Consider the following 23,370-nt stretch of genomic DNA (forward strand, 5'->3'; position numbering starts at 1 on the left):
ATGCATGTCCGCCGCCTCGATCCCATCCTCGTCGACCGCATCGCTGCGGGCGAGGTCGTCGAGCGCCCGGCGGCAGCGGTGAAGGAGCTCGTGGAGAACGCCGTCGATGCGGGCGCCTCCTCCATCGAGATTGCCGTCGAGGCCGGCGGGCGGCGCCTGATCCGCATCATCGACGACGGCCGGGGCATGACCCCGGAGGATGTGGAGCTGGCGGTCGAGCGCCACGCCACCTCCAAGCTGCCGGACGGCGATCTGTTTTCGATCAACACGCTGGGTTTCCGCGGCGAAGCATTGCCCTCCATCGGCGCGGTCGCGCGCCTCGCCATCGTCACCCGGACGGCCGAGGCCGAGACCGGCTCGTCCATCGTGGTGGAGGCCGGCGTCAAGGGTCCGGTGCGACCGGCACCCGCGCCCAAAGGCACGCGCGTCGAGGTGACGGATCTGTTTGCCGCTACGCCCGCACGTTTGAAATTTCTCAAGAGCGACCGCTCCGAGGCTCAGGCGGTGGCGGAGATCGTCAAGCGCTTGGCCATCGCGCATCCGACGATCCGCTTCACCCTGTCGGGCGAGCACATCACCGCCTTCACCTACCCGCCGGAGGAGCCCGGCGAGCATGGTTTCCTGCGCCGTCTCTCGCGCGTGCTGGGGGCGGAGTTCCACGAGAACGCCATGTCCATCGGCGTCGAGCGCGAGGGCGTTCGGCTCACCGGCTTTGCGAGCCTGCCGACCTATCATCGCGGCACCGGCACCGCGATCCATTTCGTGGTCAATGGGCGGCCTGTGCGCGACAAGCTGCTGCTCGGCGCCGTGCGCGGCGCCTATGCCGATGTGATGGCGTCCGACCGGCATCCGGTGCTTGCCATCATGATCGATCTCGATCCCCGCGCGGTGGACGTCAACGTGCATCCGGCCAAGACCGAGGTGCGCTTCCGCGATCCCGCTTTCGTGCGCGGCTTCGTGGTGGGTGCGCTGAAGGAGGCCATCACCCGCTATGCCTTCCGTGCCTCGTCGACCGGCGGCACGCGTACGCTGGAAAGCCTGCGTCCTCAAGGGGCGCTGCCGTCGCCTCGGGCCTATCCGCATCGCACGCATGCGATCCGCCCGACCAGCGCCTTTGCCAATTGGCAGGCTCCGCTCGATGGATCGGAGAGATCGTACGCTCCGGCGTCCGGGCTTGCCGAACGACAGGCGAGCCTCTCCGATCTCGCAAGCCCCTCTGCGGATAGCCGCGCGACGCTTCATGAGGTCCAGGCGGAAACGGAAGAGGCGCCTCTCGGCGCCGCCCGCGCGCAATTGCACGGCACCTACATCGTCGCGCAGACGCAGGACGGCATCGTCATCGTCGATCAGCACGCGGCGCATGAGCGCCTCGTCTACGAGCGCCTGAAGCGTGAGCGCGCTTCGTCGGGCATTGCGCGGCAATTGCTACTGATCCCCGACGTGGTGGATCTCGATCCCGTCGATGCCGACCGCGTGCTGGCGGAGGCCTCGTCCCTCGAGAGCCTCGGCCTCGTGGTCGAGCCTTTCGGTCACGGGGCGCTGCTGGTGCGTGAGGTGCCCTCCGCGCTCGCGGGTGGGCGCATCAAGGCGCTGGTGCAGGACGTGGCCGATGCCCTCGCGGAGTGGGGGCAGGGGGCCGCGAGCCCGCTGGAGGAGCGGCTCGATGCCGTGCTCTCGCGCATGTCCTGCCACGGTTCCATCCGGGCCGGGCGCCGCATGCGGCCCGAGGAGATGAACGCCCTGTTGCGCGAGATGGAAGCGACGCCGCTCTCCGGCCAGTGCAATCACGGGCGGCCGACTTACGTGGAGCTCAAGCTGACGGATATCGAGCGGCTGTTCGGGCGGCGATAGGGAGCACTGCCGCAGAGGGCGGGCGTTCTACGCACAGGCGTGAAAATGCGCTAAAGTGGCCGGAGCTGAGACAGGTATTTAACCCAAGCTGCCGGCGCCTTCGTGCGCCTTATGTCATCACATCGATGCGACGTGCTTCGAACAATTGCGAGCAGCGCGATTTAACTTTAGGCCAGCCCTTTGAAGCAGGAGAATGGCGATGAAGGTCTCGAAAATCGTGAGTGTCTCTGTCCTTGCCGCCACGCTGGCGGTTGGTGGCGCCTTCGCGCAGGGCAAGAAGTGGGAAACCGTCAAGATCGCCACGGAAGGCGCCTACGAGCCGTGGAACTTCACCGGCCCTGGAGGCAAGCTCGAGGGCTTCGAGATCGACCTCGCCAACGAGCTCTGCGGGCGCATGAAGGTGAAGTGCGAGATCGTAGCCCAGGATTGGGACGGCATCATCCCGGCGCTTCAGGCGAAGAAGTACGACGCCATCATGGCCGGCATGAGCATCACCGAGGAGCGCAAGAAGACCATCGACTTCTCGAATCCCTACGCCGCCGGACCCAACGGCTTCCTCGTTTCCAAGGACTCGCCGCTCGCCGCTCGCCAAGATGCCGGGGACGGGGCAATCCTTCAATCTGTCGACCCAGCAGGCGGCTGCCGAAAAAGCCATCGCCGATCTGAAGCCGCTCCTGAAAGGCAAGACCATCGGCGTCCAGACCTCGACCATCCACTCGAACTTTGCCGACAAGTATCTGAAGGATGTCGCCGAGATCCGCGAGTACAAGACCACTGAACAGCATGATCTCGACCTTGCGGCGGGGCGCATCGATGCGGTTCTGGCGGATGCGACGGCTTTGAGCGGAACCCTGCGCAAGCCCGAGTTTGTCTGGATGCGAGACCTCCTTGGCGGCAGCGATGACCTGGAGGGCGGGCGGCAACGCGTCTGAATCGGGCGGCTTGTAGCGGCGGTTGGCCAGCTTCGGCTCGGCGGCCAGGCGGCTGCGCACCACCTCATCCGGTGCTCGCCCCTTCAGCACGCGCTGACGTCTCCTGTTGTAAGCCTGATTGAAGCCCTTGAGCAGCGTCTCGAGATCCCGATGGCTATAGATCGTGATGCCGAGCACCTCGCGCTGCACCCGCCCGTTGAAGCGCTCCACGAGACCATTGGTCTGCGGTGTATACGGCTTGGTCCTGCGGTGCTCCAGCTTCAGCTGGCGGCAGGCCTCTTCAAAGCCATCGGCGGTAAAGCAGGATCCTCTGTCGGTGAGCACGTGCGTGACCTTGAAGGGAAACGCGCGGACCGCCTCTTTCAGGAAGGCGACCGCGCTGGTGGCCAGCTCATCGTCCTTGACGGCCAGATGCACCCACCGTGAGCAGCGGTCGATGGCCACATACAAATAGCGCTTGCGGCGCTCCCCGTTGGCGGTCTGCAGCTTGGGCAGGTGCTTGATGTCCATGTGGATGAAGCCAAGATCGTAATCCTTGAACGTGCCGCTCCGGCGCTGGCGCTGCTGCGCCGGGGGCAATCGTCCCAAGCCTTCCGCCTTGAGGATGCGGTAGACGGCATCGCGGTTGAGATGCGGCAGGAAATGCGTGACGATGAAGGTCAGATCGTCGAGCGGAAAGCCGGTGGCCTGGCGCAGGGCACAGACGATGGCGCGCTCTTCCTCGGTGGCCTTCCAGGGCAGCTTGTGCGGCCGGCTGCTATGGTCCTGGCAGTCCTGTGCTCCGCGCTTGCGCCACTTGCGGATGGTCTCGGTGCTCACGCTGAAGCGCTGGGCCAGCACGCCGGTGGGCTCTCTCGAGCGGGCGATCTCTTGGCGGACGGCGGGGGTGGTGCGGGCTTGCGGATGAAGGGAGTGCATCACGTCCTCCTGCGGTGAGAAGCTCGGCGTCGCAGGCCGTCAAAGCGCCAAGTATACTCCTCAATGGCGTAACGCACCTGATCCCAACAACGTTCCGCTACCAAACAAATTTAGGACGAGAGCCCGACATAGAGCGCCTTGCCCTGCCGCACGGCCGAGTCCAGGGCCAGCATGGTTTCTTCCAGCGGTGTGTCCGGATCGAAGCGGTGGGAATAGAAGATGTCGACATAGTCGAGCCCCATCCGCTTGAGGCTCTGGTCGAGGCTGGAGAGGAGATATTTGCGGCTGCCCCACTCGCCGTACGGGCCGGGCCACATGCGGTAGCCCGCCTTCGTGGAGATCACCAGCTCGTCGCGCAGGCCATGGAAATCGTTGCGCAGAATCTCGCCGAACAATGTTTCTGCCGAACCGGGAGGAGGACCGTAATTGTTGGCGAGATCGAAATGCGTGATGCCGAGGTCGAAGGCCGTCCGGCAGATCTCCCGCGCGGTCGCGGCCGACTTGTCCTCGCCGAAATTATGCCAGAGCCCGAGCGAGATCGCCGGCAGCAAAAGCCCGCTGCGGCCGCACCGATTGTAGATCATCTCGTCGTAGCGATTTTCAGCGGGCAGGTAAGCCATCGAACTCTCCAGCGGGCAATTGGGCAGAAGAGTTACATAGCGCGTCTCGTGCTTGTTCAACAACATGAACGCACGATGTGGCGCGTGTTCCCCTTGCGGGGAGGCAGGGTGGAGTGGTGCAGCTGGGTGAGTCCTTCCCGTCATGGCCGTCCCCGGACTTGATCCGGGGATCGGTCCGGCCTTCCCGATCAGGAAGAGCGTCGCCCCTCAATTAATCGGGATCACTGGCACAAGGCTGGTGATGACGAGCGAGGGGTATGGAACGCTTGCCATTCTTAGAAACGCGTAATGACGCTGATGCCAAGGCCTTCGAAGCGGTCCATGGCCATGAGGGCGTCGGGCGCCTCGTCGAGGCTGATGTGCTTGCCGACGAGTTTCTGCGGTGCGAGCTTGTCGGTGCGGATCATGGCCATCATGTCCTGGTAGCGGAAGGCCTGCATGCCGTGGCTGCCGTAGACCTCCAGCTCATGCGCGATGATCTGCGCCATCGGCACCTGCGCGCGGGCATGCTCGCCCACCATCAACCCGACCTGCACGTGACGCCCGCGGCGGCGCAGATTGGCGATGGAATTGAAGCAGGTGGCTGGGTGGCCCAGGGCATCGATGGACACATGCGCGCCGCCCTTGGTGATGTCCTTGACAGCACCGACCACATCCTTGCTGTCTCGCGCATTCACCGTCGCCACGGCGCCCATGGCTTTCGCGAATGCGAGCTTCTCGTCCGTGAGATCGATGGCGATCACGTTCGCCCCCATGGCGCTCGCGATCATGATTGCGGAGAGCCCCACACCGCCGCATCCATGCACCGCCACCCATTCCCCGGGCTTTACGCGTCCTTGGTCGACGATGGCGCGGAACGACGTGACAAAGCGGCAGCCGAGGCTCGCGGCAGTGGCGAAATCCAGTTCCTCCGGCAGCGCGACGAGGTTCGTATCCGCGTAATCGACCGCCACATATTCCGCAAACGAGCCCCAGGCCGTGAAACCCGGTTGGAATTGCTGCTCGCAGACCTGATGGTTGCCGGAATGGCATTCATGGCAATGGCCGCAGCCGCCGACGAACGGCACCGTGACGCGATCACCCGTCTTCCAGCGCGTGACCTGCTTGCCGGTGGCAAGCACCGTGCCGGCGAGCTCGTGCCCCGGCACGTGCGGCAGCACCACGTCGGGATCGTGTCCCATCCAGCCGTGCCAGTCGCTCCGGCATAGGCCGGTCGCCTCGACCTTGATCACGACGCCTTCCGCGGAGGGTGTCGGGTCCGGCACGTTCTGCACGCGCGGCGGCTGCCCGAACTGCTCGAAGAGAACTGCTTTCATGATGAGCCTTTCCTACGCGACCAACAGGGAAGGGGCGGTATAGCGGGCAGATGATGATGGGACAATCGCACGGACATCTGCCGGCTGAGGAGGGTTAAGCGCGATACCGCCCGAACACCACCTTCGTCTCTCCGTAATCACGCCGCTCGATCGCCTCGAAACCTTCCGGCAGCGTGACCGCGACGCCTTGCGCCTCTTCCACGATCACGAGTGCGTCGGGTACCAGCCAGCCGCCCTCGGCGCAGGAGCGCAGGGCTTTCGGCGCGAGGTCCCGGCCGTAGGGGGGATCGCAGAACACGATGGAGAAGGGCGCATTGGGCGCGGCCTCGCCCATGCGGGTGGCGTCGCGGCGGAAGAGGCGGGTGGCGCCGCCGGCCCCGAGGGCTTCGACGTTCTCGCGGATGATGCTGCGGGACTGCGCCCCGTCGTCGACGAAGAGCGCGAAGGCGGCGCCTCGTGAGAGCGCCTCCAGCCCCAGGGCGCCGGTGCCGGCGAAGAGGTCGAGCACGCGCGCGCCCTCGACGGGATCGTCATAGCTGTGCTGCAGGATGTTGAAAAGCGTCTCGCGCAGGCGGTCCGAGGTCGGGCGGATCGCGTCCGAGCTCGGCCCCTTGAGCGAGCGGCCGCGCCAGCGCCCGCCCACAATTCTCATGGCATGATTCCTAATTCAGAAACTCTCCAGAAGCCTTCGACCTGAGGAGGCCTGAAAGGCCGTCTCGAAGGACGAGGGCGTCTCCAATGCTTTCCAGACCCTCCTTCGAGACAGTCGCTTCGCAACCTCCTCAGGATGAGGACCAGGATGGTGTCAGGCGCTGGTCAACGGCGACCGCGCGGGCCGCCCTTGGAGCCGCCTTTGAAGCCGCCCTTCGAAGGTCCGCCCTTGGACGCGCCTCGAGGACCGCTCTTGAAGCCGCCGCCTCTCGGGCCGCCACGGGAAGGGGCATCCCCTCGCGGGGGGCCACGGCGGGGACGGTCGTCATCGCCACGGGCGCGGAACGGACGGTCCCCCTGTGGCTTGCGCGGGCGGTCGTCCCCGCCCTCGCGCGACCGGAAGGGGCGCTCGCCTTGATGAGAGCGCGGACGATCCTCCGCTCCCTCCGAGCGTGCCCGGAAGGGCCTGTCGCCGGCGGGACGCCGCGGGCGCTCGTCATCGCGGCGCGAAGGATGTTCTCCACCCTCGCGACCGCGGCGGGCCGGAGCCGCATCGCGGTCGTCACGGCGGCGCGGACGATCCTCGCCACCGGCAGCGCTGCGGCCCCTGCGGGGAGCGGGCGCCTCCTCTTCCTGCGGCTGCCGCACGAGGCGCTCCACCACGACCTTGCGGCCTTCGCTCGACGAAATGGCGCCGACACGCTCGCGCTGACGCTCCGCGCTGGCTGTGCGAGCCTCCTTCGGATCGGCACCGCGGCGCGGGGTCTTCCGGCGCGGGGCGTCCTCGTCGGTTTCACCGGCACGCCACACGCTCGTCTTCACATCGAGGCGCGACGGGCGCTTCCTGGGTTCCTCCTCGTCGCGGCTGAAACGGTCGCCATCGCGGGAGCGTGATGGCCGCTCATCCCCGTCGCGGTGACGGCGCGGGCGCTCGTCATCCCGGTCTCTGCCAAAGCGCGAGGGGCGCTCGCCGCGCTCATCACGATCCTGCCCCTTGGGAGAGCCGAAGGGCGCGATCGGCTCGCGCACCGGGCTTTCGAAATCGACACCCGCCTCGAGGGCGAGCGCTTCGCCAAGCTGATCCTTCAGCACCTTGGTGCGCACCTCTTCCACGAGGCCGACCTCGAGGTCGCCGAGCTGGAACGGGCCGAAGGACATGCGGATCAGGCGGTTCACCCGGACGCCCAGATGCTCGAGGATGCGCTTGATCTCGCGGTTCTTGCCCTCGCGCAGGCCCATGGTGATCCAGGCATTGTCGCCCTGCACCCGGTCGAGACGCGCCTCGATGGGGCCGTAATCGATGCCGTCGATGCTGATGCCGTCGCGTAAGCGGTCGAGGTCCGCCTGGTTGATCTCGCCGTGGGCGCGCACCTTATAGCGCCGCAGCCAGCCGGTATCGGGATGGGCGATCATGCGGGCAAGACCGCCGTCGTTGGTGAGCAGCAGAAGCCCTTCCGTGTTGATGTCGAGCCGACCGACCGCCACCACGCGGGGCAGGTCCTCGGGCAGGTTGTCGAACACGGTCGGCCGGCCTTCCGGATCGCGGGCCGTGGTCACGAGGCCGCGCGGCTTGTGGAAGAGCCACAGGCGCGTGCGCTCCTTGGCCGGCAGGGGCTCGCCGTCCACGGTGATCTTGTCGGCCGCCGTCACGTTGATTGCGGGGGATTCCAGCACCTTGCCGTTGAGGGTGACGCGACCCTCCGCAATTAGCACCTCGGCGTCGCGGCGGGACGCGATGCCGGCACGGGCGATGACCTTGGCGATACGATCCTCGGTGGGCTCCTGCGGTTCGGCCTGGACCTCGGGGCGCTCTTCGCGGGCGCGACGCGGACGATCCTCGGCGGAGCGGTCGAAGCGGCGCGGACGTTCGTCGCCGGACCGGCCGCGGAACGGCTTGTCACCGGCGCTGCGGGCGCGGAACGGCTTGTCGCCGCCCTCGCCGCGGGGCCGGAAGGGTTTCTTGTCGCCGCTCTCGAAGCGGCGAGGACGATCATCGTTGTCCCGGCTGCGGAACGGCTTGTCGCCACCTTCTCCGCGCGGGCGGAACGGCTTATCGCCATCGCGGCTGCGGACAGGCCGGTCGCCATCGCGGCTGCGGACAGGCCGGTCGCCTGCGTCACGCGGCTTGCGCGGGCGGTCATCGTCGCCTCGGGCGCGGAAGGGGCGCTCGCCGCCCTCGCGGGGTTTGCGGAAGGGCCTGTCACCGGAGGTGCGGCCGCGGTCGGAGCGTCCCGAGGAGCGGCCCCTGCGATTATCGTCGTTGCTGTCGGTCATGGGAGCCTGATAGCAGAGGAGTGGCAGAGAAGCGAGGATTAAGGAACGAACCGATTGATGGATAACGCCGATCACGAGCCGCTTGATCCGGGAAGACCGGATCCCATGAGCGTGGCCTTCGACGAGGCCCGCGCCGCTGCGGCGCGCGGGGAGGTGCCGGTGGGGGCCGCCATCGTGAAGGACGGCCGGGTCGTCGCCTCGGCGGGCAACCGCCCGCGCGAGCTGCGGGACCCCTCAGCCCACGCGGAAATGCTCACCATCCGCCGCGCCTGCGAGGCTCTGGACGACGAGCGGCTTTCCGGCTGCGATCTCTACGTGACGTTGGAGCCCTGCACCATGTGCGCGACCGCGATCTCGTTCGCCCGTATCCGGCGGGTCTATTACGCGGCTTACGATCCGAAGGGCGGCGCGGTCGATAACGGCGTGCGCTTCTTCGACCAGCCCACCTGCCACCACGCCCCGGAGGTTTATGGCGGCATCCGGGAGAGGGAGGCGGCGGCGCTGCTGAAGGAGTTTTTCGAGGGCCGGCGATAAAGGGTTGCATGAAACAGGCCCGGAGCGACGCACTCCGGGCCTGCGCTTCTTCCGGTGTGAGGATTAACGGCTGTTATCCGTGGTGCCGGTGCGGGAGACGGTGTTGCCCCGCTCGTCCTCCACCTCGACCTCGGTCTTGCGAACCGTATCGGAGATCGTCTCGGTCCGCTGGTCTGCTTCCTTGCGCACGACAACCTCCTCGACGACGCGAGCCTCCTTGGAGACCACCGCTTCCTCGGCACGTTCCTCCATCTCTATGGTACGCTCCTGGAAGAGATCGCCATCGTTGATGGATCCGGCATGCAGGGAGCCTTCGACCGGGCGGCGCTCGACGGCGACGCGCTCCTCGGAGAGGGTAACCTGCTCCTGCACGGGACGCTCGATCACATGAGAGCGAATGCGTACGCGGCCGTGGCTGACCTCGCGCTTGCCCACATGCAGCTCTTCCTCCGCCACGGGGATCACTTCGTCGCCGCGGCTTACGTCACTGCCGTGAAGCTGGGTACGATCACTCCCGAGATCCGTACCAAGGGTCGTGCGGTCATCCGACGCCGCATAGGTGCGATCTTGCGCGATGTCACTGTCGCGCATGTCGCTGCCGCTCGTCAGCCCTGCGCCACCCAGCATGCCGGACGATGTGGTGGTAGAGCCGGAGCCGAGATCGGAAACACCCGAACCGTAATCGTTCCAGCCTTCCGAACGCCAAGCGTCCTGCCGCTCGTCGAGGTCGAGAACATCGTCATTGTCGAGGATATCCACGACCCGATCCGCCTCGCCGTCATCGCAGCGTACGGCGATGAGAGCGTGGCCGCGGCGCACGCCTTCTGCGTAAGCACGAGCATCGTCACGTGGCACGCCGTTGGTGGTGAGGTAATTTTCAACGCGATCATGGTGTGATCCACCTGAGCTTTCGTCGAAGCTGCCGGTGTCATCCCAGAAGCGGTTGCTGCCTGAATTGGTGAACATGCAGATCTTGCCCTGCGAGATGCCGGATTGCTCCAGCTCACGAACGATTGCAGAAGCTTGAGAGTCGCTGCCATAGAGGCAGGTTACAGTCTTGGCCATTGCGAAGATCTCCAGAGGTGACCGATAAACAAATGGAATTTTGAGAAGTCTAGCCCATGCTCAATTACTGCTGCCGCATTACTCAAAACAGCACGGCTTCAGGCGCACTGATCTACCAATTGCTGCTGGGCAACTTCGTTCCCAAAATCGATTTGTCGTTGCTTGCAATCTCACGAACTGGTGTTCGTGTCGTCCTCATCTGCGGGAAGCCCTTCGATGACGGCATGCTGCTTGCGAAGCTCGACCGGGATCTCGACGTCCTCCGTCGTCGCAAGCTTGCGAATATGCACTTCCTCTTTCAGGACGAGGCGCTTTTCGACGATGAGAACTTCTTCCAGAACGGGGATGATGGTCACATTGTCTTCGACGCGGATGTCAGGAGCCTGATCCACGATGCGGTCGATGGGAATGCGCGTGACTTCGACTGTCTCGCCGTCGAGTGTCGCTTTTGCCAGCTCAGTCTCGACGTCGACGATTGTACGAACACGAACCTTGCCCGTTGTCACCATGCGCTTGTCGAGCCGCACTTCCTCTTCAGCAAGAGCAATGACTTCCACCTCGGAGGAGGTGTCCTGTGAGACCGGCTGGTCTGGAATGCGCTTTGTCATTGAAAAGGTCCCGTCTGCACCGGTGAACGTGCGCTGATCAGACGGGTTCCTCAGCCAGAAGCGACAACCGAAGCTTCAGCTCTGCAGGAAAGCCTGCAGCGCCTCCAGGGTCGCACTCGGGTTTTCCTCTGCTACGAAATGCCCTGACGTGACACCGATGCCGGTCGCTTTGGGGGCGAAGCTCTGGTGCCAGATGTCGAGTGGTTGCTTCCGGTCGCCGACAGGGCCGCTGACGAGATAATAGTCGCTCCAGATCACATAGGTCGGGCACTGGATGGTCTTGCCTGCGGCGAGATCGGCTTCGTCGGCCTCGATGTCTCGGGTGGCGCCGGCCCGGTAATCCTCGCAGAAGGCGTGGATGCGGCTGGGTTCGTTGCAACTCTGCCAGTAGGAGTGGAGCGCGCGATGATCGAAGGCACTGAGATCGCCCGCGGCCGACCATTCCCGCATCAGGCCTTCGAAATATGGGATCGGATCGCGCCCGATCTCTTCCTCGGGTTTCGGTCGGGGCTGTGAAAGATAGCCCCAGTGAACTTCCGGAATTCTGCCTGCTCCCATCTGCTCCCACACATGGTAGGTCGGCAGAATGTCGAGAAGGGCGAGCCGCTCCACCCGGCCCGGATGGTCGAGGGCGAGCCGGTACGCGACACGCGCTCCGCGGTCGTGTCCGACGACGGCGAAATGCACATAGCCCAAAGCCTCCATGACCCGCACGACATCCCGGCCCATGGCGCGCTTGGAATAGGTCTCGTGCTTCGGGTCGCCTTCCGGCGCAGAGGACCAGCCATAGCCGCGCAGGTCCATGCAGACGACCTTGTGGGTCTCGGCCAGAGTCGGCGCGAGGTGGTGCCACATGGCATGCGTTTCAGGAAAGCCATGCAGCAGAACGAGCGGCTTTCCCGTGCCTTTGGAGCGGGCGAAGATGCGCCCGACCTCCGTGTCGATCCAGTGGCTTTCGAAATCGGGAAAGAGTTCGTCGCTCATGGATGGCCGCTCGCTGTTGTAAGAAGATCGCTTCCAGAAGCTAGAGCATTCCCATGCGAATTGGATGAGGCTGCTTAGGAAAAAAGAGAGTTACAACTTAAAGTGGACTATGTTCCGTTGCGTCATCCCTCGATTGAAGTATGCTCAGTTCAGCTCACGCTCCACAGCACGCCAGCCGATGTCCTTCCGGCAGAAGCCCTCCGGCCACTCGATCCTGGCAACAGCCTCATAGGCTTTCCTTTGCGCCTCGGAGATCGTGTGTCCTAACGCCGTGACATTGAGCACGCGTCCACCATTGGCAACGATCCTGTCGCCGTCCTGTTTCGTGCCGGCATGAAAGACGATGACATCGTTCAACTCTTCAGCCTTGTCGATGCCCCTGATCTCCGAGCCCTTCTCGACTGATCCCGGATAGCCCTGCGCGGCCATGACGACGGTGAGCGCAGCTTCGTTGGTCCACTGCAGGGAGATGCTGTTCAGAACGCCGTCGCAGGCGGCAAGCAGCGCCGTCACGAGATCGGATTTCAGGCGCGGCAGCAGAACCTGGGTTTCGGGATCGCCGAGGCGGGCATTGTATTCGATGAGCTGAGGCCCGTCCTTGGTGAGCATCAGCCCGGCATAGAGGATGCCCGTATAGGGCGTACCGCGCGCCTTCATGCCCGCGAGCGTCGGCTCGATGATGTCCCGCATGGCGCGGGCCTGGAGTTCCGGCGTCATCACGGCGGCCGGCGAATAGGCCCCCATCCCGCCGGTGTTGGGTCCCTGGTCGCCGTCGAAGACGCGCTTGTGGTCCTGCGCCGTGCCGAAGGGGATCGCATGCGTGCCGTCGCAGAGGGCAAAGAAACTCGCCTCTTCGCCTTCGAGAAACGCCTCGATCACAACCTCGGCTCCGGCCGCTCCGAGACCGCCGCCGATCATCATGTCGATGGCCTCTTCAGCCTCCTCGAAGGAGGTGGCGACGACCACGCCCTTGCCGGCGGCAAGGCCGTCCGCCTTCACTACGGTCGGCACGCCGTAGTTGCGGACGTAAGCCTTGGCCGCTTCCGCATCGGTGAAGTGCCGATAGGCAGCGGTCGGGATGTTGAACTCTGCGCACAGATCCTTGGTGAAGGCCTTCGAGCCTTCGAGCTGGGCGGCGGCCTTGCTCGGTCCGAACGCCTTGATTCCCGCAGCCGTGAGATCGTCCACGAGTCCTGCCACCAGTGGCGCCTCCGGCCCGACCACGACGAAATCGACCTTCATCACCCGGCAGAGATCGATCACCGCCCGATGGTCCATTACATCGAGCACCACGTTGGTGCCGTGCTGCGCCGTGCCGGGATTGCCGGGGGCGACGAGAAGCCTGTCGCACAGGGCGCTCGCCGAGAGACTCCTGGCCAGAGCATGCTCCCGCCCGCCGGACCCGATGAGAAGAATGTTCATGACTTTCGCCTCCCTGTGCTGCCTGCGCTCTTAGCGGCTATGGGCTTTTGCGCCTAGTCTTGAAAGTGCGAGGCCAAGACCTGTTTTGCGGGCGCGGCGAAATGCACAGGGGATAGGTTGCCATTGTGAACGTCTGTTGCGGCCGCGCCCTTGGCAGCCCCCGGGTGGGCGGATTAGGTTCACCTCATGTTCGCAGAAAAAGCTCCCTCGAATGCTTCCGAATGGTCGGTGTCCGATCTGGCGGGCGCCCTCAAACGCACCTTGGAGGATGCGTTCGGCCATGTGCGCTTGCGTGGCGAGGTCTCGGGCTATCGCGGGCCTCACTCGTCGGGGCATGCGTATTTTTCCCTGAAGGACCAGAATGCCCGCATCGACGCGGTGATCTGGAAAGGGGCCTTCGCCAAGCTCAAGATCCGCCCCGAGGAGGGAATGGAGGTCATCGCCACCGGGCGCATCACCACCTTTCCGGGCTCGTCCAAGTACCAGATCGTCATCGATACGCTCGAGCCCGCCGGCATCGGCGCGCTCATGGCGCTGCTCGAAGAGCGCCGCCGCAAGCTGAATGCGGAGGGGCTGTTCGCTCAGGAGCGCAAGCGCCGGCTGCCTTTCCTGCCGCAGGTGATCGGCGTCGTCACCTCGCCGACCGGCGCGGTGATCCGCGACATTCTCCACCGGCTGGAGGATCGATTCCCGCGCCGGGTGCTGGTGTGGCCCGTGCGCGTGCAGGGCGAGACCTGCGCGGCGGAGGTCGCCGCCGCCATCCGCGGCTTCAATGCGTTGGAATCCGGCGGGCGGATCCCGCGCCCTGATGTACTCATCGTGGCCCGCGGCGGCGGATCCATCGAGGACCTGTGGGGCTTCAACGAGGAGATCGTCGTGCGGGCCGTGGCCGAGAGTGGCATCCCGCTGGTCTCGGCGGTCGGCCACGAGACCGACTGGACCCTGATCGACCATGCGGCCGACATGCGTGCGCCGACGCCCACGGGCGCCGCCGAGATGGTGGTGCCGGTCCGGGTCGAGCTCATGGCCGCCGTGAACGATCTCTCCCGGCGCCATGTGGAAGCAGCCCTTCGTCTTGTGGATCGCCGTCGGTCGGATCTGCGCGCCACCGCCCGTGCCCTGCCGACCCCCGAGGCCCTGTTCTCGCCCAAGCGGCAGCGGCTCGATCTTGCGGCCACCAAGCTCTATCCGGCGCTCGCCCGCAACGCGCGCGGCCACGAGGAGCGGCTGCTCAAGGTTGTGCGCCAGCTTGCCCACGTCTCGCCGGTGGCCAACGTCGCCCGCATGCGCGCCAGGCTCGATGCGGTGGGGCCGCGCCCTTACAATGCAGCCTGCCGCTCCATCCTGCTGCGCGAGGAGAGCCTGAAGCAGGTCGGCCGCCGTCTGGTGGTGTCCCGGGAGGCGCTGTTGCGCGCCGAGCGGGTGCGCCTTGCTCAAGGGCATGAACTCACCCAGCGGGTCGCCGAGCGCCTCGGGCCGGCGCTGCAGGGCCAGATCGCCCGCAAGGCCGACAAGCTGGACGCAGTGTCCAAGCTCTTCGAAAGCCTGAGCTACAAATCCGTGCTCAAGCGCGGCTTCGCCCTCGTCCGCGATGCGGACGGGCAGCCGCTCAACTCGGCGGATGCGGTGCTGGACGGCCAGGCCCTCGTGCTCGAATTCGCCGACGGCAAGGCGGATGCCACCGGTGGGCGGATCGGGACGAGGCCAAGGGTAGCCAAGCCGAAGCTCGTGGTAGCGGAAGAGCAGGGCGCCTTGTTTTGATTGAGGATTGGAAATCCTCGTTCAGCCTGCTTATGTGGAAGACAGCGCAACGCATTTCTTGATGTCATCGATGTTGAACAAGATCGAACGCAGCGGCGGCGAAGCCGTGGTGCAATATCTCGACAGCAACCTCCGGGTCTTGAAGCCCGGGGCGTATGTGCGTTGCGCGGTGACGGGTGTTGAGATCCCCCTCGACGAGCTGAAGTACTGGAGCGTCGAGAGGCAGGAGGCCTATGCCTCGCCCGAGGCGGTGATGATGCGCATCACCGGCGGGGGCGGGCCTCAAAAATAGAGTGCTTCCGGCGAGGTGGATCCGGTTCGCCGTCGTTCATGCGACATGCAGCCGCCTTTCGTTGATGCGGCGCAGGAGCAGGTTGCGCAGGCCCGCCTCGTTCTCGATTCGAAGCCGCACCCGCAGCACCATCAGATCCGGCCAAGGCTCGGCTTCCTTCACCGCCGCGATCCGTGCAAAATCCTTCTCCGTGGTCACGGCCTGAAGCCCGCGTGCCTCCGCTTCCTGGCGCAGAGCCGTGAGTTCGGCCGCCTTGTAACGATGGTGGTCGGGAAACGGATGGACGGCTTCGACGGTGGCGCCGCAGGCGCGCAGGGTGTCGAAGAACTTTTCGGGCCGTCCGATGCCCGCAAAGGCCAGCACCTTCTTGCCTTCAAGCGATTTGGCGACATCCATTGCCGGTTCGAGCCTTGCTCGGAATACGCGCTTGCCGAGCCGTTCAGCTTCCTCGGCAATCTGTCGTCCCGGCTCTCCATTGCCGATGATGAGAACCGCATCGATGGCAGGCCATTGCACTTTCATTGGCGCGCGCAGCGGCCCGGCAGGCAAAGGCAAACCATTGCCGATTCCCGTTGCTCCATCCACGACCGCAATGGCGCAATCCTTGATCAGCGACGGATTCTGGAGCCCGTCATCCATGATGACGACGGTCGATCCTATCTCGTAGGACAGCCGGGCCCCGGCCGGGCGGTCGCGGGAGACGATGGTTCGCGCCGCGCCCGAGAGCAGGATGGGTTCGTCGCCCACATCGAACGCCGTGTGCTTCATCCGGACCTGCACCGGGCCGCGCAGACGACCGCCATAGCCCCGTGACAGGAAGGCGGGGCTTTCACCCGCCGCATCGAGAATCCTTGCGACGGCAAGTGCCGTCGGTGTCTTGCCGGCGCCGCCCACGGTGAAATTCCCGATGCAGATGATGGGAAGATCCGCCTTCTCGCCCTGTCGCCGCATCCGTTGCGCGGCGATGGAGGTGTAGATGATGCCGGCTGGGCGCAGCAGACTGGCCTGCAGCGAGGGGGAGGGCTGCCACCAGAAGCGTGGTGCGCGCATCAGCGGCGCGCTCCCAGTTTCGCCTGCACGATGAAGGACTCGACCGATTGCATCGTCCGGTCCACGGCGCCGCCGAGCGCCTGCACGGCCTCCCCTGACTTGCGAGCCATATCGCGCGTAAGGGCCGCGTTGCTCAGCAATTCGTTGACGGCCCGCGCCAGGGTGGCGCTGTCCTTCACCATTACTGCGCCCCGCGACCGATCGAGGGCCTCATAGATCTCGGTGGCGGTATGGACATGTGGTCCGTGCAGGATGGCCGCACCCAGCTTGGCCGGCTCGATCGGGTTATGCCCGCCGATGGGAACCAGAGTGCCGCCCATGAGGACGATGGGGGAGAGTCGGTAGAACAGGCCCATCTCGCCGACCGTGTCGACCACGTAGATATCCGTCGCCCGATCGGGGTGAATGCCCTCGGAGCGCCGGCTGGCGCGTAGTCCCGCCTGTCTGGCAAGGGAGGCAACGTCCGGCCCCCGATGGGGATGCCGTGGGGCGATGATGGTGAGCAGGTGAGGATGGCGATTCGCCAAGGCGCGGTGCACGGCGATGATCGCACTTTCCTCGCCGGGATGCGTGCTGGCTGCAAGCCAGACCGGGCGCCCTGCAATCAGCCCCGAGAGATGTGCCACCACCCGCGGGTCGGCTGGCGGGGGAGCCGCATCGAATTTGATGTTGCCCGTCACGATCACCCGGGGAGCACCGAGCCGGGCCAGCCGTTCGGCGTCGTCGGACGTTTGGGCAAGGCATAGGGCGAACCGTTCGAGAAGGCCTCTGATGATGCCCGGCATTTTCTGCCAGCGCTGGTACGACCGATCCGACATGCGGCCGTTGACCATGACGAGTGGGATGTCACGCTCGGCCAGCGCCATGATCGTGTTCGGCCAGATCTCGGATTCCGCGATCAGGGCCAGATCGGGATGCCAGTGCTCCAGGAAGCGTTTTATATAACGTGGCACGTCCAGCGGGACAAACTGATGAATGGCGCCGGGCGGAAGCCGCCGGGCGATCAGAGAGGCCGATGTCTTCGTGCCTGATGTCACCAGGACCGAAAGGCCGCGCTGGGTCATCCGTTCCACGATCGGCAGCAGGGACAGGGTCTCGCCGATGCTGGCACCGTGAACCCACATCAGGTGGCCCTTGGGCCGTTCCCGGCTGGGATAGCCCTGCCGCTCGCTGAGCCGCGTGCGATCCTCGCGACCCTTGTGCCGGCGCCAATACAGGAGACCGAGCACGGCCGGCTCCAGCATGGACACCGCCGTGCGGTAGGCCTTGAAGATGATCGGGAAGCTCATGCCCGGGAGCCTCCCATGAGCACGGGACTGGGCTTGGCGCCCGGATCCCTCGATCCGATCAGAGCATAGGCCCGCTCGTGCACTCGGTCGAGTTCCCTCTCGACGGTCTTTCTTAAGGATTCCAGCGTCTGCTCGTCCGCTTCCCGCGGGATATGGATCGGATCTCCGAGCACCATGGCTCCGCGGCCGAACGGCAGCCCGATGCTGGCCCTGTCCCAGCTGTCGAAGTCGATGCGGCGGCTCGTGACCACGGCGACCGGCACGATGGGACGACCGGACAGCTGGGACAGAGTGACGATACCTTGGCCGCAGATCCGCGAAATCTTCGGGACGTCGGCGGTCATCGCCACCATCTCTCCATCGCTCAAGGCCCGCAGCATGGCCCGCATGGCCTGGGCACCGCCCTTCTTGCGGATGTCGCGGCCGCGGGCACCGGAGCCGCGGATGGCCCGCACCCCCAGATGGCGCAGCGCGACGGCATTGAACTCACCGTCGCCCGAGCGTGAGACGAGGCTCGCGGCGCGGTCCTGCGGCCTCTTGGCGAAATGGATCATGAAATGCTGCCCGTGCCACATGGCGGCGATCACGGGCATCTCGACTCGGTCATAAGCATCGGCCGGCTCCATGACGAACCGGTTCGTGCGCTGCACGAACTTGAGATAGCCCGCGACAAGAAAGCCCAGGGTTTCCTGGACCGCTCGCGACCGGGTGATGCGCTTCATGAGACCCATTGCGACCTGAGGAATCAGCCGATCTGCGGATCCAGCAGGCGGTGAAGGTGGACGATGAAGTAGCGCATCTGCGCATTGTCCACGGTCGCCTGCGCCTTGGCCTTCCAGGCCGCGTGGGCGCTGGCATAGTTCGGGAAGATTCCGACGATTTCGAGCTTGGAAAGATCCTTGAAGTCGACGGATTCGAGGCTGCTGAGCTCGCCGCCGAAAACCAGATGCAGGAGTTGCTTGCCAGGCGTGTCGGTCATGATGATAGGGCTCTTCTGAAGAGGGTTGGAGGGTCGGTGTTGATGTGAGCCAACTTTGTTCAGGCTCTCATGGCTCCAATAGCACGAGGATGCAACCGTGACGCAACGGCAATCATCTCATCGTGGGAGGGATAAGGCTTGTTGTAGATCGGGGTCGAACCGTCGAGTCCGGTCAGGCATGCGCCGGCTTCCTGCAGGATGAGGTCCGCGGCCGCGATGTCCCAATCCTGGGCATTGGCCGAGACGAGGCCGATATCGATGGAGCCTTCCGCCACCCGCGCCAGTCTGAGCGCCAGGGACGGCACCTTGGGCAGGCGCTCGACCGGGCCCATGTGGCGCTCGAGCTGGTCCACGAGAGACTTGGGGCCCGCAACCCGGGCATGCGCGACATCCTCCGCCTCGGACACCTGCAGCCTCTCGCCGTTGCACCAGGCTCCTTCGCCGATCCTTGCTTCGTAAAGACGATCATGGATCGGCGCATAGAGGATGCCGAGAACCGGCCTTGCGTCTCTGACCAGGGCGATGGAGATGGCCCAATCGGGATGGCCCGAGGCAAAGGCCCGGGTGCCATCGATGGGGTCGACGATCCAGACATAGCTCTGCTCAAGGCGCGCCGGGTCGTCGGCCGTCTCCTCCGAAAGCCAGCCGGCTTGGGGAAACAGCGCGGAGAGATGCTCCTTCAGGAAAACGTCGAGGGCGATGTCCGCTTCCGTCACCGGGGAGCTGTGCCCCTTGTACCAGAGCTTGGCCGCCGTCTGCGCGCCGGCGCGGAAATAGGCCAGGGCCAGATCTCCTGCCCGGCGGGCGGCATCCCGCACGGCGGGTGCGAGGGAGGGGCCTGGATGAGATGAAGGAGACAGCATCGAACCTGACATGGGGGCCATCGGGAGGAGATACCATATCCCTCGAGCCCAAACCTTCCTTTTCGAAAGGTCGGCCTTTCTAGACGAGGCAGTCGAGGGTCATGGCCGCGAACAGGATCAGGCCCGCATCCCGATTCGAGCGGAAGAGACGCAGTGCGCCGGTGCCGTCCGCCCGGTCGATGCGGGCGACCTGCCAGCCCAGGTGAACGGCAAAGAGGCTCAAGCCGGCAAAGGATGGCACGCCTGCGCCTGCCAGAACCAGCGATGCGGTGATGGAAACGATGGTCAGCGCATAGCAGATGCCGACGCCGAGCTTCACGTTCTCGCCGAAGAACCGGGCCGAGGATTTGATCCCGGCAATCTCGTCGTCCTCGATGTCCTGCAGGGCATAGATCGTGTCGTAGCCCACCACCCAGGCGATGCTGCCGAGATAGAGCAAGATAGCGGCCCAGCCCAAAGATCCGAAGGCGGCCGTCCAGCCCATCAGGGCCCCCCAGGCGAAGGCGAGGCCCAGCACGATCTGCGGCATCCAGAAGAAGCGCTTCATGAAGGGGTAGAGCGCGACGATGCCTAGCGAGGCGAAGCCGGTCGCGATCGCGAAGGCATTGAACTGGAGCAGGACCAGAAGGCCGAGGATGCCCTGAAGCGCGAGAAAGGCCAGAGCCCCTTTCAGGGTGACCTGGTCCGAGGGAAGGGGGCGCTGACGGGTGCGCTCGACGCGGGTGTCGAGATCCCGGTCGACGATGTCGTTATAGGTGCAGCCCGCTCCGCGCATGGCCACGGCGCCGATCAGGAAGAGGAGGCAATGGACCGGGTTCGGCCAGGGCTGTCCCGCCGCGATGGCGGCGAGCGCCGCCGACCACCAGCAGGGCAGGAGAAGCAGCCACCAGCCGATGGGCCGCTCGATGCGGGCGAGGCGCAGGTAAGGCTTGAGGCCCGCCGGCGCCGATCGTTCGGCCCAATGGCCCTTGACGGCATCGGGCAGGGACGGGTCCGCGGGACGCTCCATAACTTAAAGGACCTGGCTTAGAGCGCGCCCTTCGGGACGCTCAGGGTGCCGGTCAGACCGCCGCCCATCTTGCTGGCAGGACCACCTTGCTGAGTCTGCTGCTGCTTGGCGCGCTTTTCCATCTCGGCCATCTTCGCGACAGCGCCGCAGGCCTGACCCTTGAACTGCTGGGAGCGCTTGTGATCTTCGGCGAAGCTCTGGACCAGCTGATCGGGAACCTGGCACCAATCCTTGTTGTCGGTCATCCACTTCTGACCGGCGGAGCCATTGGTCACGAGCTTCGAGAAGATGGTGCAGGCCGCGCGCGGGTCGATCTGCTTGTTCTTGCCACCATTTGTGAGCTTGTTGACCTGCTGGATCAGGCTCTGCCGCTCCTGCAGGATCTTCTGCCCTTCCTGGCAGGCGCTCGACTGCGCGAAGGCAGGAGCTGTCACGAAACTGCCGGCGACGGCCAACGCAGCCAGAAGATGCGAACGGATATGCATCATGCCCAAAATTCCCTCAAAAAGCGCGCGACGTCTCGCACGCCTGCGTTCTGTTAACAGGTTCAGGGCCTTGAGGCCAAGAGGCGAATGGTCGCCTTAAGCTTAAGCTGTGCCATCCCGCACCTGAATTTCACGTGACCAACAGGGCCGACCCTCTCCCTCGGGGCGGGGGAACTTGATACAGGGAGAGCGGTTCAGCACAAGGCTCCCCAGATCCCCCAATGGCCGAATACGATTTCAACGCTCCCCGTCTCTTCATCGATGCGCCCCTCCAGGCCGGGGCCAGGATCGCCCTCGACCGGGGACAGGCCAATTACCTGCTCAACGTCCTGCGCCTGAAGGCCGGGGAAAGCGTGCTGATCTTCAACGGGCAGGATGGGGAATGGCGCGCCGAAGTCGAGGTCGAGGGGCGCAAGGCCGCCGGTCTCGTCTGCGTGGAGTTGACCCGGAAGCAGGGGGGTGCCCCCGACATCATCTATGCCTTTGCGCCGCTCAAGCACGCCCGCCTCGACTATATGGTCCAGAAGGCGGTGGAGATGGGAGCGGGCGTTCTCCAGCCCATCCTGACGCGCAGGACCCAGGCCTCCCGGGTGAACCTCGAGCGCATGCGCAGCAACGCCGTAGAGGCGGCCGAGCAGTGCGGGATCCTGTCGATTCCGGAGGTGCGCGAAGAAGTGAATTTGGAGCGTTTTCTCAAGGGGTTGGAGAAAGATCGCCTGGTCGTTTTCTGCGACGAGAATGCGCCCGTTTCGAACCCGGTCGAGGCTCTGGCCAAGCTTGGGAACAATCAAGCTGGTCTGGTCGTTATAGTGGGCCCCGAAGGAGGGTTCACCGATCAGGAGAGAGCGCTTGTCGCCGCCCACGAAAGATGTGTTTGCGTATCGTTGGGTCCGCGAATCCTGCGAGCTGACACAGCCGCTGTGGCCGCGCTGGCGATCGTTCAGGCCGTGCTTGGCGATTGGAACTGACCTCATCGTCCGACAACGAATAAAGCCGATCAGCCTCTAGCTTCAAAAGCTTAGCAGTTTCGCGTCGACTCGCCCCATTCTGGCCCCATTAAGCCGGAGTTTGGGCTCGGTCGCCGCAGGCCGGTCCGCATGCGCGAAAGGTCATTTCTAAATAAGAACAGAGGACACAGGGAAATGAGCTGGGACTTCAAGTTCGGTATCGAGGAAGAGTACTTCGTCAACGATGCGCCGAGACGGGATATCGCCCGGGGGAGGATCAAGGAATTCTTCGCCGCCTGCCGTGACAACATCTCCGGCGACATCCAGCCCGAGATGCTGGAGCCGCAGATCGAGGTCGCGAGCAAGCCGGCCGTGGAATTCTCCGAGGCCCGCGCGCAGCTTGCCGAGCTGCGCTCGTCGGTGGGATCCGTCGCCCGCGATTTCGGCCTGTCCATCATGGCCTCCGGCACCCATCCGCTCGCCATCTGGTCCCGGGTGCGTCCCACGGCGCAGCCACGCTATGGCAAGGTCATGCACGACCTGCAGATGCTCGGCAGCCGCAACGTGCTGTGCGGCATGCATGTCCATGTGGAAGTGCCCGACTTGAGCATGCGCGTGGACATCATGAACCGGATCCAGCCCTACCTGCCGCTGCTGCTCGCGCTCTCGACCTCCTCGCCGTTCTGGCAGGCGCAGCGCACGGGGCTGCTCGGCTACCGGCTTGCGGCCTATCGCGAGCTGCCGCGCACGGGATTCCCCGACCTCTTCGAAAGCGCGCAGGACTATCAGCGTTATATCGACACCCTCGTGGCCGCCCGCGCCATCGAGAATTCCAGCTATGTCTGGTGGGTGATCCGGCCGTCCCTGAAGCATCCGACCCTCGAGCTGCGGGTGGCCGACAGCTGCACCCGGCTCGACGACACCATCGCGATTGCCGCGCTCTATCGCTGCCTTGTCCGCCGCCTGAGCCTGGACACCACGCTGAACGCCGGACAGACCGGCGCCTCCCGCGCCATCAACGACGAGAACGGCTGGCGGGCACAGCGCTACGGCATCCACGGCAGCTTCGTCGACGAGAAGACGCGCACTGCAAAGCCAGTGCGGGAGCTCCTGGACGAGACGCTCGATCTCGTGGCCGAGGATGCCAAGGCCCTCGGCTGCCAGCGCGAGCTCGATCTCGCCCGCTGGATCGTGGCCCGCGGCACCAGTGCCGACCAGCAGCTGACGCTCTATACGGAAGCGGTTGGCCGCGGCCTGTCGAACCGGGACGCGCTTGCCGGCGTTGTCGACTGGCTCAGTGCGGAGACGATGGGAGAAACGACGATCCGGCACTAGCGCATCGTGCGGAGCCGAAGGTCTGCGCCAGCGAAAAGTGGAGCCGGTTTTCCGCATCAACGGTGCGCCAGCGAAGAGGAGAAGCATCGGACCAACCTCGAAAGCGGTATCCACTTTTGGGCCGATGCTTTGATGAGAGCGGACCCGCCCTCGTCGCTTTTATGTCTTCGTCCCTCATTGCGCCT

21 protein-coding genes and 2 pseudogenes are annotated in these 23,370 nt (G+C 65.1%); 7 read left to right on the plus strand and 16 right to left on the minus strand.

Translation table 11 applies throughout. The features are described 5' to 3' along the window. Positions 1 to 1,851 carry a DNA mismatch repair endonuclease MutL gene (gene mutL / locus FS320_RS10170; protein WP_152711360.1) on the plus strand — a complete coding sequence of 617 codons (1,851 nt, stop codon included), beginning with the start codon at positions 1 to 3 and terminating at the stop codon, positions 1,849 to 1,851. Between the two features lie 199 nt (positions 1,852 to 2,050). Beyond that, positions 2,051 to 2,629 carry a transporter substrate-binding domain-containing protein gene (locus tag FS320_RS10175; RefSeq protein ID WP_274597161.1) on the plus strand — a complete coding sequence of 193 codons (579 nt, stop codon included), beginning with the start codon at positions 2,051 to 2,053 and terminating at the stop codon, positions 2,627 to 2,629. 91 nt (positions 2,630 to 2,720) lie between these two features. On the opposite strand, the pseudogene FS320_RS10180 reads toward FS320_RS10175, so the two are convergent. The 5 genes and pseudogenes from FS320_RS10180 to FS320_RS10200 form a co-directional block, all read right to left on the minus strand. Next, positions 2,721 to 3,701: pseudogene (locus tag FS320_RS10180) on the minus strand (IS481 family transposase); the annotation flags it as partial. A gap of 113 nt (positions 3,702 to 3,814) precedes the next feature. Continuing rightward, positions 3,815 to 4,321: pseudogene (locus tag FS320_RS10185) on the minus strand (aldo/keto reductase); the annotation flags it as partial. Positions 4,322 to 4,596: 275 nt separating this feature from the next. Then, the gene (locus FS320_RS10190; RefSeq protein ID WP_152711361.1) at positions 4,597 to 5,637 is read right to left on the minus strand and encodes a zinc-dependent alcohol dehydrogenase family protein; all 1,041 of its coding nucleotides are present in this window, start codon (positions 5,635 to 5,637) and stop codon (positions 4,597 to 4,599) included. 94 nt (positions 5,638 to 5,731) lie between these two features. Next, on the minus strand, positions 5,732 to 6,289 hold the full coding sequence (rsmD, locus tag FS320_RS10195) for a 16S rRNA (guanine(966)-N(2))-methyltransferase RsmD (protein WP_152711362.1): 558 nt from the start codon (positions 6,287 to 6,289) through the stop codon (positions 5,732 to 5,734). A gap of 164 nt (positions 6,290 to 6,453) precedes the next feature. After that, positions 6,454 to 8,562: a pseudouridine synthase gene (locus FS320_RS10200; protein ID WP_152711363.1), complete on the minus strand. Its 2,109-nt coding sequence runs from the start codon at positions 8,560 to 8,562 to the stop codon at positions 6,454 to 6,456. A gap of 57 nt (positions 8,563 to 8,619) precedes the next feature. Here FS320_RS10200 and FS320_RS10205 point away from each other — a divergent pair, with 57 nt between their 5' ends. Then, positions 8,620 to 9,096, plus strand: coding sequence for a nucleoside deaminase (locus FS320_RS10205; RefSeq protein WP_152711364.1), 477 nt, complete (start codon positions 8,620 to 8,622; stop codon positions 9,094 to 9,096). A gap of 63 nt (positions 9,097 to 9,159) precedes the next feature. Here FS320_RS10205 and FS320_RS10210 read toward each other — a convergent pair whose 3' ends face one another. From FS320_RS10210 to purD, 4 genes are all read right to left on the minus strand, one after another. Then, entirely contained in the window at positions 9,160 to 10,161 is a 1,002-nt protein-coding gene (locus FS320_RS10210; RefSeq protein WP_152711365.1) for a YsnF/AvaK domain-containing protein, read from the minus strand. Positions 10,162 to 10,331: 170 nt separating this feature from the next. Then, positions 10,332 to 10,769 (minus strand): YsnF/AvaK domain-containing protein, encoded by a 438-nt coding sequence (locus tag FS320_RS10215; protein ID WP_152711366.1) that lies wholly within the window; start codon positions 10,767 to 10,769, stop codon positions 10,332 to 10,334. A gap of 75 nt (positions 10,770 to 10,844) precedes the next feature. Continuing rightward, positions 10,845 to 11,753, minus strand: coding sequence for an alpha/beta fold hydrolase (locus FS320_RS10220; RefSeq protein WP_152711367.1), 909 nt, complete (start codon positions 11,751 to 11,753; stop codon positions 10,845 to 10,847). 144 nt (positions 11,754 to 11,897) lie between these two features. Then, positions 11,898 to 13,175: a phosphoribosylamine--glycine ligase gene (gene purD / locus FS320_RS10225; RefSeq protein ID WP_152711368.1), complete on the minus strand. Its 1,278-nt coding sequence runs from the start codon at positions 13,173 to 13,175 to the stop codon at positions 11,898 to 11,900. A gap of 186 nt (positions 13,176 to 13,361) precedes the next feature. Between purD and xseA the strand changes: the two genes are divergently transcribed. After that, entirely contained in the window at positions 13,362 to 14,936 is a 1,575-nt protein-coding gene (gene xseA / locus FS320_RS10230) for an exodeoxyribonuclease VII large subunit (RefSeq protein ID WP_152711369.1), read from the plus strand. A gap of 70 nt (positions 14,937 to 15,006) precedes the next feature. Next, positions 15,007 to 15,228 carry a DUF2093 domain-containing protein gene (locus FS320_RS10235; RefSeq protein WP_152711385.1) on the plus strand — a complete coding sequence of 74 codons (222 nt, stop codon included), beginning with the start codon at positions 15,007 to 15,009 and terminating at the stop codon, positions 15,226 to 15,228. Between the two features lie 36 nt (positions 15,229 to 15,264). Here FS320_RS10235 and lpxK read toward each other — a convergent pair whose 3' ends face one another. The 7 genes from lpxK to FS320_RS10270 form a co-directional block, all read right to left on the minus strand. Further along, positions 15,265 to 16,278, minus strand: coding sequence for a tetraacyldisaccharide 4'-kinase (gene lpxK, locus FS320_RS10240; RefSeq protein ID WP_152711370.1), 1,014 nt, complete (start codon positions 16,276 to 16,278; stop codon positions 15,265 to 15,267). Then, entirely contained in the window at positions 16,278 to 17,567 is a 1,290-nt protein-coding gene (locus tag FS320_RS10245) for a 3-deoxy-D-manno-octulosonic acid transferase (protein WP_152711371.1), read from the minus strand. The genes lpxK and FS320_RS10245 overlap by 1 nt, the downstream gene beginning before the upstream one ends. Next, the gene (locus FS320_RS10250) at positions 17,564 to 18,298 is read right to left on the minus strand and encodes a lysophospholipid acyltransferase family protein (protein WP_152711372.1); all 735 of its coding nucleotides are present in this window, start codon (positions 18,296 to 18,298) and stop codon (positions 17,564 to 17,566) included. Before FS320_RS10250 ends, FS320_RS10245 begins: the two co-directional genes overlap by 4 nt. Positions 18,299 to 18,312: 14 nt before the next feature. After that, the gene (locus tag FS320_RS10255) at positions 18,313 to 18,546 is read right to left on the minus strand and encodes a DUF4170 domain-containing protein (protein ID WP_152711373.1); all 234 of its coding nucleotides are present in this window, start codon (positions 18,544 to 18,546) and stop codon (positions 18,313 to 18,315) included. A gap of 59 nt (positions 18,547 to 18,605) precedes the next feature. After that, positions 18,606 to 19,421, minus strand: coding sequence for an inositol monophosphatase family protein (locus FS320_RS10260; RefSeq protein WP_162866274.1), 816 nt, complete (start codon positions 19,419 to 19,421; stop codon positions 18,606 to 18,608). A 67-nt stretch (positions 19,422 to 19,488) separates the two neighbouring features. Continuing rightward, positions 19,489 to 20,418 (minus strand): 4-hydroxybenzoate octaprenyltransferase, encoded by a 930-nt coding sequence (ubiA, locus tag FS320_RS10265; RefSeq protein WP_152711374.1) that lies wholly within the window; start codon positions 20,416 to 20,418, stop codon positions 19,489 to 19,491. Positions 20,419 to 20,435: 17 nt separating this feature from the next. Beyond that, a complete protein-coding gene (locus FS320_RS10270) occupies positions 20,436 to 20,906 on the minus strand; it encodes a hypothetical protein (protein WP_152711375.1) in 471 nt (156 codons plus the stop codon). A 218-nt stretch (positions 20,907 to 21,124) separates the two neighbouring features. Here FS320_RS10270 and FS320_RS10275 point away from each other — a divergent pair, with 218 nt between their 5' ends. After that, on the plus strand, positions 21,125 to 21,871 hold the full coding sequence (locus FS320_RS10275; RefSeq protein ID WP_152711376.1) for a 16S rRNA (uracil(1498)-N(3))-methyltransferase: 747 nt from the start codon (positions 21,125 to 21,127) through the stop codon (positions 21,869 to 21,871). Between the two features lie 174 nt (positions 21,872 to 22,045). Beyond that, entirely contained in the window at positions 22,046 to 23,185 is a 1,140-nt protein-coding gene (locus tag FS320_RS10280) for a carboxylate-amine ligase (RefSeq protein ID WP_152711377.1), read from the plus strand. Positions 23,186 to 23,370 lie beyond the last annotated feature (185 nt).

This window comes from Microvirga tunisiensis, from assembly GCF_009296175.1.
In the GTDB taxonomy this organism is placed as follows: Bacteria; Pseudomonadota; Alphaproteobacteria; order Rhizobiales; family Beijerinckiaceae; genus Microvirga; species Microvirga tunisiensis.